Origin of the sequence: Streptomyces sp. NBC_00554, assembly GCF_041431135.1 — a bacterium.
Taxonomy (GTDB): Bacteria; Actinomycetota; Actinomycetes; order Streptomycetales; family Streptomycetaceae; genus Streptomyces.
The window spans coordinates 818,697-833,272 of record NZ_CP107799.1 but is presented as its reverse complement, the minus strand read 5'-3'; the positions used below and the strand labels follow the sequence as shown (position 1 = coordinate 833,272).

Sequence of the window (14,576 nt, the reverse complement as noted above, 5' to 3'; positions counted from 1 at the left end):
TCAAGGCTGAGGAGTGGGCAATGACGACCACCTTCGAGAGCAGCCCTGGGCTGCTGTTCATCGGCGGCCAGTGGCGCGAGGCGGCCGACGGGGCGCGTACGGACGTGATCGATCCGTCCACGGGAGGGGTGTTCACGACCGTCGCGGAGGCGGGCGCGGCCGACGTGGACGCGGCCGTACGGGCGGCGCGGGATGCCTTCGACAACGGGCCCTGGGCCGCCCTGAGCGGTCGAGAGCGCGGCCGGGTGCTGCACCGCGTCTCCGAGCTGATCCGTGAGAACGCCGACGAGCTCGCGGCGCTGGAGAGCCTGGACGTCGGCAAGCCCCTCTCCCTGTGCCGCCCCGTCGACGTCCTCACCGCCGCCGACGAGTACGAGTACTGCGCCGCCCTCGCCCAGACCCTGGACGGCGCCACCCGCGACACCCCGCTCAACGCCTTCGCCTACACACGCCGCGGCCCGCTTGGCGTGGTTGCCGCGATCACGCCCTTCAACTTCCCGCTGATCCTGTCCAGCTCCAAGATCGCCCCGGCCCTCGCGGCCGGCAACGTCGTGGTGCACAAACCCGCCGACGAGACCCCGCTGAGCGCCCTGTACATGGCCCGCCTGCTCCAGCGGGCCGGTGTCCCGGACGGCGTCCTGAACGTCGTCACCGGCAGCGGACCGGTCGCCGGCGAGGCGCTGCTGCGCAACCCCGGGATCGACAAGGTCGCCTTCACCGGGTCCACCGCCGTCGGCCGGTACGCCGCGAGTGTCGCCGGTGAGGCGCTCAAGCCCGTCACGATGGAACTGGGCGGCAACGCGGCACACCTCGTCTTCGAGGACGCCGACCTGGACAAGGCGATCGGCGCGGTCATCAAGGGCTTCGTCTTCAACACGGGGCAGTTCTGCATGGGCGGCCCGCGGCTGCTGGTCGCGCGCCCGCTGTACGACACGGTCCTCGGCATCCTCGCCGACGCGGTACCCGGCGTACCGGTCGGCGACCCGCGGAACCCGGAGACCGTCGTCGGACCCATGGCGGGGGAGAAGCACCTCCAGAAGGTCGAGGAGTACGTCGCGCTGGCACGCAAGGAGGGCGCCCGCATCGTCTGCGGAGGCGAGCGTCTCGACCTGGACGGCGGCTACTACTACAGGCCCACCGTCGTCGCGGGCCTCGCGAACGACTCCCGCGTCATCCAGGAGGAGATCTTCGGCCCGGTCCTCACGGTGCAGCCCTTCGACTCCGAGGACGAGGCCGTCGAGCTGGCCAACTCCACTCCGTACGGCCTGGCCTCGGGCATCCAGACCACCGATCTCGCCCGCGCCCACCGCGTCGCGGACCGGCTCCAGGCGGGCATCGTGTGGATCAACGACTGGGCGATGCTCGACCCCGCGGTCCCGTTCGGCGGCGTCAAGGACTCCGGCTTCGGCCGGGAGTACGGGCCCGAGGCGCTCGCCGCCTACACCAAGGTCAAGTCCGTCGTCGTCTCGCTCGACTGAGCGCGCGCAGGCAAGAACGCAAGCAAGAACGCAAGCAAGAACACAGGCAAGAAGAGGAGTTCACGCGATGTCCACCACAACCCGCGCGGCCGTGGTCGAATCCGGGGGAGCGCCGTTCACGCTCGCCGACGTCGAGCTGGACGAGCCCGGTCCCGGCGAAGCCCTTGTCCGCATGGTCGCAACCGGCCTGTGCCACACCGATCTCGGCGTGGCGAGCGGCGGTCTGCCCTTCCCGCTCCCCGGCGTCCTCGGCCACGAGGGCGCGGGAGTCGTCGAAGCCGTCGGCCCGAACGTCACCGGTGTCGCACCCGGCGACCATGTCGTCCTGTCCTTCACCTCCTGCGGCGGCTGTCACAACTGCCGTGACGGGCACCCCGCTTACTGCGCGACATGGCTGCCGCTGAACCTCATCGGCGGCCGGCGCGCCGACGGCACCAGCACGATCAGCCGCGACGGGGCGCCGCTCGGCGGTCACTTCTTCGGGCAGTCGTCCTTCGCGGAACGGGCGTTGGTGGACGAGCGCAGCCTCGTCAAGGTCGACCCGGACGTGCCGCTGGAGTCGATCGCCCCGCTGGGTTGCGGGGTGCAGACCGGTGTGGGTGCCGTCTGGAACGTACTGAAGCCGCGAGCGGGCAGCACGCTCGTCGTCCTCGGTGCCGGAGCCGTCGGCCTTTCGGCGGTGATGGCCGCGGCGATGACCCCGGCGGCCAGGGTCATCGCCGTCGACAGGGTCGGCGAACGCCTCTCGCTGGCCAAGGAGTTGGGCGCCACCCACACCGTCAACGCGGGCGAGGCCGACGTCGACGACGCGATCGCGCAGCTGACGGACGGCCAGGGAGCGGACGGCGTCATCGAGACCACCGGCAGCGTCGCCGTCCTGCGCAAGGGCGTCGACGCGCTCGCCGCACGCGGCACCCTCGTCGTCGTAGGGGCCCCGCCCTTCGGCACCGAAGTCGCCCTGGACGTCAACGGGTTGCTCTCGGGCAAGCGGATCGTGGGCCTCACCCTCGGCGACAGCGAGACGCAGACGGTCATCCCGGCCCTGGTCCAGCTGGTCAAGGAAGGCCGGCTGCCGCTGCACCGCCTGATCAGCACCTATCCGTTCGCGGACATCGATCAGGCGGTGCGGGACATGAGCGCGGGCAAGACCATCAAGCCCGTGCTGACCTTCTAGCGAACGCCCTCAGCCGACGACTACTGACGAACGATCTCAGTCGACGACTTCCGGCGAACGATCTCAGCCGTCGACTTCCGGCGAACGCCGTCAGCTGACGACGAGCACCAGCTTCCCCGCGGTCCGGCCGGTGTCGCCGAGCGCGTGCGCCTTGGCGGCATCGGCCAGCGGGAACGTCCCGGCGATCGCCGCGCGCAGCTTCCCCGCGTCGACGAGTTCCGCGATCGCCTGCATACCCGCGCGGTCGGCGTCGACGAGCAGGCGGACGGCCCGAACGCCGAGCCGCTCGGCCTCCTCGTAGAAGTCGTCCGAGCCGACCGGCAGGATCGAGACCACGATCCCGCCCGGCCGCAGGACGTGCAGGGAGCGGACCGAGTTGTCGCCGCCGATCGTGTCCAGGACGACGTCCACGTCCTTCACCGCCTCGGTGAAGTCGGTGTCCCGGTAGTCGATCGCCTCGTCCACGCCGATCTCGCGCAGGAAGTCGTGCTTGCCCGCGCTCGCCGTACCGATCACGTACGCGCCCCGCGCCTTGGCGATCTGCACGGCCACATGCCCGACGCCGCCGGCCGCCGCGTGGATCAGCACGCGCTGGCCCGGCTGGACGTCCGCCGTCTCGACCAGCGACTGCCACGCCGTCAGCGAGACCAGCGGCAGCGCGCCCGCCTGGATGTGGTCGACTCCGGCCGGCTTGAGGACGAAGGCGCGGGCCGGGGCGGCGACGTACTCGGCGTGCGAGCCGTGGCCCCACGGGTAGGACAGCATCCCGAAGACCTCGTCGCCGGCCTTGAAGCGGGCGACGCCGACGCCGACGGCCTCGACCACGCCGGAGACGTCCCACCCGAGGACGAACGGCGGCTCGCCGAGGAAGCCACCGGTGGAGCGGTGCTTCCAGTCGGTCGGGTTGACCCCGGCGGCATGCACCTTGATCAGGATCTCGTTGGCCCTCGGCTCGGGCCGTTCCACCTCGATCACTTCGAGGACCTCGGGCTCGCCGAGGACGTGCTGGCTGATGACTCGCATGGTGTTCACAGTGCTCATGGCGTTCAGCCTGCCCGGTGCCGCCCGACAGGAAAATGGCAAGATTGCCAATCTTCGATAAGATCGTGCCATGCGGCATGTGGAACGAGTGGTGGTCCTGGCGCTGGACGGCGTCTATCCCTTCGAGCTGGGCATCCCCAGCCGGATCTTCGGCGCGGCCGACGGTCGCTACGAGGTGCTGACCTGCACCGTCGACGGCCGTCCTGTGCGCACCAACGCCGACTTCTCGGTCGCCGTGGACCATGGACCTGAGATTCTCGAAACGGCGGACACGGTCGTGGTCGCCTCCATGTCGACCCCGGACATCCCGACGGGGCTCCCGGCCGATATCGCCGACGCCCTCGCCCGTATACGTCCGGACGCGCGCATCGTCTCGATCTGCACGGCCGCCTTCGTCCTCGCCGCCGCCGGTCTCCTCGACGGCCGCCGCGCCACCACCCACTGGCAGGTCGTCGACCGCTTCAGGGCCGAGTATCCGCAGGTCGACCTCGACCCGGACGTGCTCTTCGTCCACGACGGCCGGATCCTCACCTCCGCCGGCGCGGCCTCCGGAGTCGACGTCTGCCTGCACATCGTGCGCACCGACCACGGCAGCGAACTCGCCAACACGGTCGCCCGCCGCTGCGTCGTCCCGCCGTTCCGGGACGGCGGCCAGGCCCAGTACATCGAGCAGCCGGTACCCGAGGCCGGGGCCACGAGCACGGCCGCCACCCGCGACTGGGCGCTGACCCGGCTCGGCGAGCCCCTCGCCCTGGCCGACCTCGCAGGGCACGCCCGGATGAGCCCGCGCACCTTCGCCCGCCGCTTCAACGACGAGGTGGGCCTGAGCCCCGGCCGCTGGCTGATCCAGCAGCGTGTCGTCCGGGCCCGGCACCTGCTGGAGTCGAGCGACCTGTCCGTGGACCAGATCGCCGGCCGGGTCGGCTTCGCGACGGGTGCCTCCCTGCGCCAGCACCTGCACGCCTCGATAGGCGTCTCCCCGCAGGCGTACCGGCGTACGTTCCAAGCGGCCCGCTAGGCACTGAACGATCACGGCTGCTCCGGCGTCGGAGGAGGGAACGGCAGTCGGGCAGACAGGGGTGGGGATGCGTAATCGAATCGCGGCGACGGTGATGCTGCTGGGGCTGACAGTCGTGGGGTGCGGCGACGAGGGGATACGTGACGACCTAGTGGTCACCGGAACGCCGCCGGCCACGCCGTACGCCGGGCGCTTGGACCTGCCGTTCCGGGAGAGCGCCGACGGCAGCGAGCGGGAGGCCGAGGAGGGTTTGGGCGCGGCCGGCCGGGCTCTGGAGTGCGACGGTGAGATCTACTGGGGGAGTGGCGGCGATGGCTGGGGCAAGGGGGAGGGCGGCTCGACGCCGGAGGAGGGTCTCAACGCGTACTTCGACATGGTGCAGCCCGAACTGCCGGACCACGGCTACCGGATCGAGAGCGAGCAGGGAGACCGTGTCCTGTTCTCGTACGACGTCGGAGGCAGGACCAAGGTGGCCGTCGTCGTGGCCAAGGACCAGCCGGACCGCCCCGGTTGGGGACCTGAGACGAACGCTTCCTGCGACCCCGCCGAACTGCCCGCGAGCTTCACCGACTCGACGTCGGAGGAGATCTGGACCGACCGCGGCGGCCACCGGGTGGCCACCACCGTGCTGTCCAGTTACGAGGGTGCCGAGCACTGCGGCTGGGAGAGCGCGCACTTCCTGGGGATGGGCCGGGACAAGGACAGCAGGCAGTACGTGCGGGATCCGCAGGGGGTGATGGAGGGCGAGATGCTCACCGCCCCGTACGACGGTGACGTCCGCATGCCCGCCGGCGCGCACGACACCGGATACCGCTACGACGACTGGCAGCTCTGGCTGACGGACGACAAGGCGACGGCGTACATGCGTACATCGGACGGGGTGGAGGCGTGGCCCGAGGCGAAGGACTTCGTGGCCTGCAAGTAGGCCGGCGTCATCGGCTCCGGTGCAGTGCGACGAGCAGCTGCCATACCTGGTGGGCGACTTCGTCCGGAGTGGCGTCGAGCAACCCGTGCAGCCAGTCCGCCAGGACCCCGGCGAAGGTGGCGGCGACGGCGGAGGCGACGAGCGGGGCGTCGGGCGCACCCACGAGGGTGCGCTCGGCGAGGCTGCGGGCGCGCAGATCCCGGTGCAGTACGCGGCCGAGCGGGCCGCCGCCGCCCGGGCTCAACAGGGCGCGGTAGAGGGTGGCGTGCGGGGGGAGCCCGGCGAAGAACGCGAGCAGGGCGGGCGGCGCGGACACCGGATCGGGCCGGCCGCGCCACGCGTGCAGCGCGTCCACGGCCTCCCGTACGACATCGGCGCAGGCGTCGACGGCCAGCGCTTCCAGGTCGGCGTAGTGCACGTAGAAGGTGGCCCGGCCGACCCCGGCCCGCCGCACCAGGGCGGCGACGCCGACCTCCTCCAGCGGGTGCTCGGCACACTCCTCCAGGAGCGCCTGCCGCAGTTTCGCCCGGGTGCGGGCGGCCCGCGGGTCCTGCGGGGTCACCGCGCGACGAGGACGGCGGCCAGGGCGAGCGCGCCCGGCAGCGCCTGCGCGAAGAGGATGCGCCGGTTCGCGGTCACCGATCCGTACACACCGGCGACGACCACGCACACCAGGAAGAAGACCTGCACGCGGAAGCCGGTCGGATCCGCGGCGATCAGCCCCCACACCAGGCCCGCTGCGAGAAACCCGTTGTAGAGGCCCTGGTTGGCGGCCAGCGGCGCCGTCGCCCGCGCCATCTCGGCGTCGAAGCCGTGCAGACCGCGCCCCGGCTTGCGCTCCCACAGGAACATCTCCAGGACCAGGATGTACGCGTGCAGCGCGGCCACCAGGCCCACCAGTACGTTCGCGACCGTTTCCATCGTCGGCAATCCCCACTGCTCAGTCAGGCAAATCTTGGACAGGTGTCCACTATAGCTGGACACCTGTCCAAAAAATCACGCGGCTGCCACGCGAGGACTTGCCGTCATCAGCAGGGTGCTCGGTCGTACGGTGGCCCGGGCCACGGGACGGACGGTCTGGCCCGGGGTGAGCTCCAGACGCCAGTCCCGGACGATCGTCGCGATCGCCGTGGTCAGTTCGGACTGGGCGAAGCGGTCTCCGATGCACTTGTGCTTGCCCGCGCCGAAGGGCAGGAACGCCCCCTCCGCGAGTCGTGCCTGGTTCTCGTCCAGCCACCGGTCGGGGTCGAACTTGAGTGGATCCGGGAAGAGTTCGGGGTCCCGGTGCAGGGCGTGCTGGCAGTACGCCAGTTCGGTTCCGGCCGGGATCTCCCACTCGCCGATGCGGGTCACGTCCAGGGTCCGGCGGGTCACGAGCCAGCCGGTGTGGTGCAGGCGGAGGGCCTCCATGATCACCCGGCCCAGGTAGGGGAGCCGCGTGAGGTCCTCGAAGGTCACCGGACGGTCCCCGAGGACCCCGTCCAATTCGGCGTGGACCTTCTCCCCGACCCCGGGATTGCGGGCGAGTTCGTACAGCACCCAGGACAGGACGGAGGCCGTGGTCTCCGTGCCGGCCACCGCCAACGTCAGGATCTCCGAACAGATCTGATGGCCGGTCAGCGTTTCACCGGTCTCCTCGTCCTCGGCGTTCAGCAGCAGGGACAGCATGTCGCCGGTGTCGCGGCCGGAGTCGCGCAGCTTGTCCACCGCGCCGCCGATGGTGGCCCGGACGGCGTCGCGGGCCGCGGTGAAGCGCCGGTTGGCGGGCAGCGGCAGACGTTCCGCCCAGTCCGGCAGCATGATCCTGGTGCCGACGCCGTTCATGACGACGGACAGGTCGCGGCGCAGCTGGTCGAACGCCTCCTTGTCGATGCTGGAGGAGAAGACGGTCGCGGCGAGCATGTCCAGGGACAGCTTGACCATCACCTCGCGCACGTCGAGCACCTCGCCCGGCTTCCAGCCGGCCGTCGTGGCGGTCACCTGCTCACGCATCAGGTCGACGTACCGGGTGATCTCGGCGTGCCGGAAGGCGGGCTGCAACTGGCGGCGCTTGCGGACGTGTTCGGAGCCCGCTGCGGTGACCACACTGTCACCCAGCAACTGGCCCATCTTCTCGAAGAACCGGCCCTTGTCGAGGGTCGGTCCGAGGTCCACCAGCATGGTGCGGATGAGCACGGGGTCGTTGACGACGATCATCGGCTTGGGGATACGGATCTCGACCAGGCGGCCATAGCTTCGCAGCGAGGCGATGAAAGCGAGGTTGTCGCGCATGAGGGGGGTCGCGTGACCCAGCAGCGGGAGCGAACCCGCCGCCCTGGGTATGGGGGGAGGCGCAGTGATTGTCACGACGGCTCAGTGACTCCTCTTCGCAGTGATCATGGCGCTCACATGACTTCCCTACCTGCCCCCGGCGCCATACGTGTTGTTGGCCACTCTGCCGCCGGGGCCGGCGCGGCCCGGGTTGCCGTGTGCGCCTGCCGGGTAGCGATGCAGCCGTCTTCTGTAGCCGGAGAGGGAGTTGACGTGTCGGGCAGCCTCGCGCCTGCTGGGTGGAGCGGGAGTGAGCGGGGGATGTGGGCCGCTTTCCGCAGGGGGGAGTGGTACACGGACGGGGGCGAGGTCAGGGCGTCCGTCGTACGGAGGCTGCTGCTCGCCCCGCCGCCGCCCGAGCCGGGACATCTGCCGCGACTGAGGCTCAGGGACGTGCGGATCACCGGGCGGCTCGACCTGGCCGAGGCCGTCGTCGCGGGCACCCTACGGCTGCGCAACTGCCGCTTCGAGCACGCTCCTTGCCTGGACGGCGCCTCGCTGGGCGCCCTGGAGATGCGTGACTGCGTACTGCCCGCCCTGTCCGCGGTGGGAGTGACGATCGGCGGGAAGTGCGAGATCGCCGGGTGCCGGGTCGAGGGGCCGATGGATTTCTACGGCGCCTCGATCGGTGGCACGCTGCAGGTGGAGAACAGCCATCTGACCGGGCGCGGTGAACGCCGCGGTGAAGGGGCCCTGCAACTGGTGTGCGCCACGGTGGGCGGGGACATCCAGGCAGGCTGGGGGCTGCGCGTCGACGGCTGCACGGACCTGCGGGACACCTCGGTGCGCGGCAGCGTCGTACTCAAGCGCGCCGAGCTGATCAACCCGGAGGGGAACGCGCTCAAGGCCAACAGGCTGCACATAGGCGGGGACTTGAACTGCCGCGGCGGGCTCGTCGCCGAAGGCACCGTCGACCTGTGCGACGCCCGGGTGGGCGGCGGCGCCCTCTTCGAAGGGGCCTCGCTCGCCGCGGATCACGGACCGGCCCTGCGCGCCCACGGCATCGACGTGGGCGCGGTGTTCAACTGCTGTGACGGGTTCACCGCGCGCGGCAGGGTCACGCTCAGCAGCATCACCGTGCGCAGCCGGGTCTCCTTCCACGACGCGGTCATCGACGTACCGGCGGGGACCCCCGCCCTGACCTGCCGCCGCTCCACGGCCTCCGAACTCGCCCTGCGCCCCCGGGAACCCGTGCGCGGCACCGTCGACCTCAGTCACACCCGGGTGACGATATTGCGCGGCGCACCGGAGAGCTGGCCGAGCACGGTCCGCCTCGAAGGTGTCCTGTACGACAGCCTGTTGCCCCAACTCCCGGCGGTGCAGCGGCTTCCCCTGCTCACCCGCGATCCGGAGGGCTTCACCCCGCAGCCGTACGAGCAGCTCGCGGCAGCGTACGGCCTGCACGGCCACGACGCCGACGCGCGCACGGTGCTGCTCGCCAAGCAGCGGCGGTTGCGCGGCACACTGCCGTGGCCGGGGCGGGTGTGGAGCGGGCTCCAGGACGTCACCGTCGGATACGGCTATCGGCCGATGCGTGCCGTGTGGTGGCTGTGCGCGATCATGCTCAGCGGAATCCTGCTGTTCACGCGATGGCCTCCGCAGGCGCTCGACCCGGGCAAACCTCCCCACTTCCAGGCCGCCATCTACACCTTCGACCTGGTGATCCCGCTCGTCGACTTCGGGCAGGAGGAGGCGTTCAGCCCCCGTGGCGGGCTGCAATGGGCGACCGTCGTGCTGGTCTGCCTGGGCTGGCTGCTCGCGACGACGGCCGCCGCCGGCGCCAACCGCATGCTCCGCAGATCTTGACCTCACCGGGGCCTGGCAGCACGGCCGCCGATCAGATGGGGAGACTCTGCGCATTCCTGTCGGAGAGTGACCGAATACTCACCGATGTGAGAAGGGGAGTTGATCGTTTTGATCTCGGACCAGATAAGCTCCCCTGCGGCGTTGCGAGTTGAAGCGAACACACTCGGTCGCCCAGCGCTGCGTGCTCGGCACGTATCGCGCCTGCATACCCCCCTGTTCGATCGTGTTGCTTTCGAAGGATGCAGATGGAACTCGCCACTCCGCCCCCGGCGGCGCGGGCACCGGTCGCCTGGTACAGCTGGTGGCTGATGCCGCTGGCCTTAGGTGCCGGAACCGTCACGGCCGTGGTCGTGGGACCCGACCAGACCCAGATACCCGCGACCTTCGCCGGCGCCGCGGCCACCGCGGCAAGTGCCGTCTGCGTACGGCTCCTCGTCCGCGCCCAGCTCCAACTGCGCCGGAACTCGGGCGACTTCCGTGCCTCGCAGTCCGAGCTCACCCAGCAGTGGCAGCAGCACGCGTCAGGCCTGGAGCGGAAGTTCGCGGCGGAACACTCCGCTTGGGAAGCCCAGCTGACCGAGCAGGCCCAGACCTATGAGGCGCGGCTCGCCGAGGAGACGCACGCCCTTGAGGCCCGGCTCGCGGAGGATACGCACACCTACGAGGCACGGCTCGCGGAGGAGGCGCACACCTACGAGGCCCGGCTCGCCCAGCAGATGGAGGCCTACGAGGCCCGGATCGCCGAGCAGACCGCGGCCTCCGAGTCCACGCTCGCCGCGCAGACCGAGGTCTGGCAGGAACAACTGGCCGGGCAGCGGGCGGCGGTCGCCCTTCTCGCCGACGAACAGCTGCCCGAAGCACTGAAGCGGCTGCGGGCCGGAGACGCGATCGACGACCTCCTGCCGTCCGTCACACAGTGCGCGGAGGTCGGTCCCGATCTGCAGGCCGAGCTGCGCAAGGTGCTCAGGACTGCGCTGATCGGCGTGGAGCGGGAGTTCGACCGTTCCACCTCGGCCGAACAGGCCGTGATCAGCATCGGCAGCCGTATCCATGTGCTGACCAGCAAGCTGCGCGGGCGTCTGCACGAGATGCAGGGCGAACACGGGCGGTTGCCCGCGGTCGCCCAGGGCCTCATGGAGCTCGACCAGGAGATCGGCCCCGCCGACCGGCTCGCCGCCAGCATCGGCGTGCTCGGCGGCTCCGACCGCCCCGGACGCCAGTGGCAGGAGCCGCAGCGGCTGCTCAGCGTGGTCCGCGGTGGTATCGGCCGTATCAAGGACTTCGACCGTGTCCAGGTGCGCCACCTCCCCGAACTCGGCGTCGACGGCGGTCTGGTGGACCACCTCACGCTGATCTTCGCCCACCTCCTGGACAACGCGGCGCGCTATTCACCGCCCACCGAACCCGTGGTCGTCTCCGGCAAGGAGGTCCCCAACGGCGTCGGCATCGAGATCCAGGACGCGGGCAAGGGCCTCAGCGAGGAGAAGAAGCAGGAGGCCGCCCAGGCGCTCGAAGGCACCGCGGCGGGCCCCGGCCTCGGCGGTGTGTCGGAGGACGCCAACCTCGGTCTGCGCGTGGTGGGTTCACTCGCCCGCCGTTACGGAATCCGGGTCACCTTCGCGGACTCGCCCTGGCTCGGCACCTCGGTGGTCGTCGTGGTCCCGCACAAGTACTTCAGCCAGCTGCCCGCCGCCGTCACCGAACCGGCCCTGGCCGCCGCGGTGACCCGCGAGCCGGTCGAGGCCGAGCCCGAGGCGTCCGCCGAGGAAGCCGTGGACACCACGCCCGGCGGACTGCCCAGGCGCAGGAGCCGGCGGAACGATCCGGCGACACCGTCGGCGCGCCCTGCCGCCGCCGAGCGGGAGGAGACCGTGGCCGCCGTACCGCCGGACGCGTCCTTCACCGGCCTCGCCGCCTTCGCCACGGCCGGCCGCGAGAGCGGACCGCCGCACGCGACGACCACGGACCGCGAACCGGCAGCCGTCGGCGAGAACACCGCGGACCGCGAACCGGCAGCACTCGGCGACACCACCGCGGACCGCGAACGGACCGGCTCCGGCGAGACGACTGCCGGGCGCGAGTTCAACGAGCACCGCACTGAAGAGAGCGACTAGTCCACATGACGCAACAGGGAACCGACGTGAGCTGGGCGCTCCGCGACCTGACGGAGAGCATCCAGGAGATCCGCTTCGCCCTCGTGGCATCGAGCGACGGCAAGGCCATCACCTCCTACGGCGCCGAGGACCCCGACGACGTGGACCGCTTCGCGGCCGTCGTGGCGGGCCTCCAGGCGCTCGCCCAGCCGGTGGCCGAGCAGTTCCCCAAGTACGCCGGGCAGCTGCGGCTCGCGATGATCGAGGTGGACGGCGGCCACCTGTTCGTGGTGCGGGCCGGCGTGGAGACGTACCTCGGAGTGCTCGCCAAGGAAGGCCTCGACCAGGGTCTTCTCGGCCATCAGATGAGGGATCTGGCCCGCAGGATGGGTGAGCTCCTCGGCACCACTCCGCGCCTGGAGGAGCACTCTGGATGAGTGCTCCCCGCCGGCCCACGGACCCGTCCGGTCTCGAGCGCTACTACGTCCTCACCGGTGGTCGCAGCGGACCGGGCGGTTCGGCGTCGAGTCTTGACGTGGCGACCCTGATCGTCTCGCGCGCCGCCCCGTCCCCGGGGATGCAGCACGAGCACGAGGAGATCGTCCGGCGCTGCCGCGAGCCGCTGTCGGTCGCCGAACTCGGCGCCCATCTCGGACTGCCCTTCAACATTCTCGCGGTGCTCCTGACCGATCTGCTGGACGCAGGCGGCGTCGAAGCCCGTAATCCCATCCCGGCGTCAGGCGCCGGCAGCGGGCCCGACCTCGCGCTCCTTGAGGAGGTACTCAGTGGACTTCAAAGGCTTTGACCATCCCGACCGGGGGTCGGACGGCGGCACCCGCTCGGTGAAGGTGATGATCGCCGGAGGCTTCGGCACCGGAAAAACGACCATGGTGCGCTCCGTCAGCGACATCAAGCCGCTGACGACCGAGGAGACACTGACCCAGGCCAGCGCGGACGTCGACAACCTGATCGGCGTCGCGGACAAGACGGAGACCACCGTCAGCCTGGACTTCGGCAAGATCGGCATCAACGACGAACTGGTGCTGTACCTGTTCGGGACGCCGGGCCAGGAGCGGTTCTGGTTCCTGTGGAACGGTCTGTTCAAGGGCGCACTCGGGGCGGTGGTCCTGGTCGACACCCGACGGCTGGCCTCCAGCTTCCGGGCGATCGAGGAGATGGAGCGGCAGGACGTCCCCTTCGTCATCGCCCTGAACGTCTTCCCCGATTCCAAGGACCACCCGGTCGAGGAGATCCGCGACGCGCTGGACATCTCACCGCACATCCCGGTCGTCGCCTGCGACGCCCGTGACCGGGCATCCAGCCGTGACGTGCTCATCGCGCTGATACGTCACCTCAAGGAACGCTCGGCAGTCGCACTGGAGTCCCGATGAACGACCAGCCCTTAAACGGTCCCGACGCTCCCCGCGGCTGCCCCGTCGCGCACGGCGGAGCGGACGGTGGCGCGTCCGGTGGCGCGGACGACCTCACCCGGCTCTACGGGCCGGACGCGGCGATCGACCCGCACGGAATCTACGCGCGGCTGCGCAAGGAGCACGGCGCGGTCGCTCCGATACTGCTCGAGGGCGACGTCCCGGCGTGGCTGGTCCTCGGCTACCGGGAGAACCGGCGGGTGCTCGACAACCCCCGCCAGTTCAGCCGGGATTCGCGTATCTGGCGGGACTGGAAGGAAGGACGCGTGGACAACGCGTCCCCGCTGATGCAGATGGTGGGCTGGCGCCCCGACTGCGTGTCCCAGGACGGTGAACCGCACCGCAGACTGCGTGGCGCGGTCACCGACAATCTGCAGGCCATGGCCGGGCGGGGCATCCGCCGTCATGTCACGCACTTCGCGAACAAGCAGATCGACGCGTTCGCGGACGCGGGGAGCGCCGACCTGGTGGTTGCGTACGCCGAGTACCTGCCGATGCTCGTCCTGACCAGGGTCTTCGGACTCGCCGAGGGAGAGGGACGCAGTCTGGCCGTGTCCTGTGCCCATGTGATCAAGGGCGGTGAGGACGCCCTCGTCCACAACGACCGCATCATGCGCATCCTCGCGGAACTCACCGAGCGCAAGCGCGTCGAGCCCGGCTCCGACTTCACCAGCGGGCTCCTCGAACACCACGCCGACCTCGACGACGACGAGATCCTCAACCATCTGCGCCTGGTGCTGATCACCGCGCACACCACCACCAGCAACCTGCTGGCCCGGGTACTGCAACTGATCCTCACCGACACCTCCCGGCTCGCGGGTCTGGTCAGCGGCCAGCTCAACGTCTCCTCGGTCGTCGAGGACGTCATGTGGAACACCCCGCCGCTGGCCGTCCTTCCGGGGCGCTTCGCCACCGCCGATCTCGAACTCGGCGGACTGCACATCAAGGAGGGCGACCTGCTGGTGCTCGGGCTCACCGCGGGCAACCTCGACCCGGAGATCCGGCCCGACGCGGGCGTGTCCCTGTACGGCAATCAGTCGCACCTCGCGTTCAGCGGCGGCCCGCACGAGTGCCCGGGCCAGAACATCGGCCAGGCCATCATCGAGACGGCCGTCGACGTCCTGCTCCACCGGCTGCCGGGCCTGCGCCTGGCAGTGGCGGCCGACGAACTCACCTCGACCGCCTCGACGTGGGAAGCGCGTCTCGACTCGCTCCCCGTCGAGTTCACGGCGCAGACCGCCGGGGTCTGACCGTTCGTGACCACTTCTGCCCGGCCGGTGCATCCGGCCGGGCAGAAGCCG

General features: G+C 70.6%; 14 protein-coding genes. 10 read left to right on the top strand and 4 right to left on the bottom strand.

Annotation, left to right across the window (positions count from 1 at the left end):
• The first annotated feature begins 20 nt into the window (after window positions 1-20).
• Entirely contained in the window at window positions 21-1,478 is a 1,458-nt protein-coding gene (locus tag OG266_RS03860; protein WP_371542711.1) for an aldehyde dehydrogenase, read from the top strand.
• Window positions 1,479-1,545: 67 nt separating this feature from the next.
• The gene (locus OG266_RS03855) at window positions 1,546-2,652 is read left to right on the top strand and encodes an NAD(P)-dependent alcohol dehydrogenase (protein ID WP_371542708.1); all 1,107 of its coding nucleotides are present in this window, start codon (window positions 1,546-1,548) and stop codon (window positions 2,650-2,652) included.
• A gap of 90 nt (window positions 2,653-2,742) precedes the next feature.
• Here OG266_RS03855 and OG266_RS03850 read toward each other — a convergent pair whose 3' ends face one another.
• Complete coding sequence (locus OG266_RS03850) at window positions 2,743-3,693, bottom strand: NADP-dependent oxidoreductase (protein WP_371542705.1); 951 nt, start codon at window positions 3,691-3,693, stop codon at window positions 2,743-2,745.
• 70 nt (window positions 3,694-3,763) lie between these two features.
• Between OG266_RS03850 and OG266_RS03845 the strand changes: the two genes are divergently transcribed.
• Both OG266_RS03845 and OG266_RS03840 read left to right on the top strand, forming a co-directional pair.
• Window positions 3,764-4,711: a GlxA family transcriptional regulator gene (locus tag OG266_RS03845; protein ID WP_371542702.1), complete on the top strand. Its 948-nt coding sequence runs from the start codon at window positions 3,764-3,766 to the stop codon at window positions 4,709-4,711.
• A gap of 67 nt (window positions 4,712-4,778) precedes the next feature.
• Window positions 4,779-5,636 (top strand): hypothetical protein, encoded by an 858-nt coding sequence (locus OG266_RS03840; protein ID WP_371542699.1) that lies wholly within the window; start codon window positions 4,779-4,781, stop codon window positions 5,634-5,636.
• A 7-nt stretch (window positions 5,637-5,643) separates the two neighbouring features.
• On the opposite strand, the gene OG266_RS03835 is transcribed toward OG266_RS03840, so the two are convergent.
• The 3 genes from OG266_RS03835 to OG266_RS03825 form a co-directional block, all read right to left on the bottom strand.
• Complete coding sequence (locus tag OG266_RS03835; RefSeq protein WP_266471923.1) at window positions 5,644-6,198, bottom strand: TetR/AcrR family transcriptional regulator; 555 nt, start codon at window positions 6,196-6,198, stop codon at window positions 5,644-5,646.
• Window positions 6,195-6,557: a DUF1304 domain-containing protein gene (locus OG266_RS03830; RefSeq protein ID WP_266471921.1), complete on the bottom strand. Its 363-nt coding sequence runs from the start codon at window positions 6,555-6,557 to the stop codon at window positions 6,195-6,197. The genes OG266_RS03835 and OG266_RS03830 overlap by 4 nt, the downstream gene beginning before the upstream one ends.
• 75 nt (window positions 6,558-6,632) lie before the next feature.
• Window positions 6,633-7,982: a cytochrome P450 gene (locus OG266_RS03825; protein WP_371542695.1), complete on the bottom strand. Its 1,350-nt coding sequence runs from the start codon at window positions 7,980-7,982 to the stop codon at window positions 6,633-6,635.
• Between the two features lie 177 nt (window positions 7,983-8,159).
• On the opposite strand from OG266_RS03825, the gene OG266_RS03820 reads away from it, so the two are divergent.
• The 6 genes from OG266_RS03820 to OG266_RS03795 all read left to right on the top strand — a co-directional run bounded on the left by OG266_RS03820 (window position 8,160) and on the right by OG266_RS03795 (window position 14,525).
• Window positions 8,160-9,752 carry an oxidoreductase gene (locus tag OG266_RS03820; protein ID WP_371542693.1) on the top strand — a complete coding sequence of 531 codons (1,593 nt, stop codon included), beginning with the start codon at window positions 8,160-8,162 and terminating at the stop codon, window positions 9,750-9,752.
• A gap of 245 nt (window positions 9,753-9,997) precedes the next feature.
• Complete coding sequence (locus tag OG266_RS03815) at window positions 9,998-11,866, top strand: ATP-binding protein (protein ID WP_371542690.1); 1,869 nt, start codon at window positions 9,998-10,000, stop codon at window positions 11,864-11,866.
• A 5-nt stretch (window positions 11,867-11,871) separates the two neighbouring features.
• Window positions 11,872-12,282 carry a roadblock/LC7 domain-containing protein gene (locus tag OG266_RS03810; protein ID WP_266471905.1) on the top strand — a complete coding sequence of 137 codons (411 nt, stop codon included), beginning with the start codon at window positions 11,872-11,874 and terminating at the stop codon, window positions 12,280-12,282.
• Complete coding sequence (locus OG266_RS03805) at window positions 12,279-12,650, top strand: DUF742 domain-containing protein (RefSeq protein ID WP_266471902.1); 372 nt, start codon at window positions 12,279-12,281, stop codon at window positions 12,648-12,650. The genes OG266_RS03810 and OG266_RS03805 overlap by 4 nt, the downstream gene beginning before the upstream one ends.
• Window positions 12,631-13,236, top strand: a complete 606-nt coding sequence (locus tag OG266_RS03800; RefSeq protein ID WP_266471900.1) for an ATP/GTP-binding protein — start codon at window positions 12,631-12,633, stop codon at window positions 13,234-13,236. Before OG266_RS03805 ends, OG266_RS03800 begins: the two co-directional genes overlap by 20 nt.
• Window positions 13,233-14,525 carry a cytochrome P450 gene (locus OG266_RS03795; protein WP_371542685.1) on the top strand — a complete coding sequence of 431 codons (1,293 nt, stop codon included), beginning with the start codon at window positions 13,233-13,235 and terminating at the stop codon, window positions 14,523-14,525. Before OG266_RS03800 ends, OG266_RS03795 begins: the two co-directional genes overlap by 4 nt.
• Window positions 14,526-14,576: the final 51 nt, after the last annotated feature.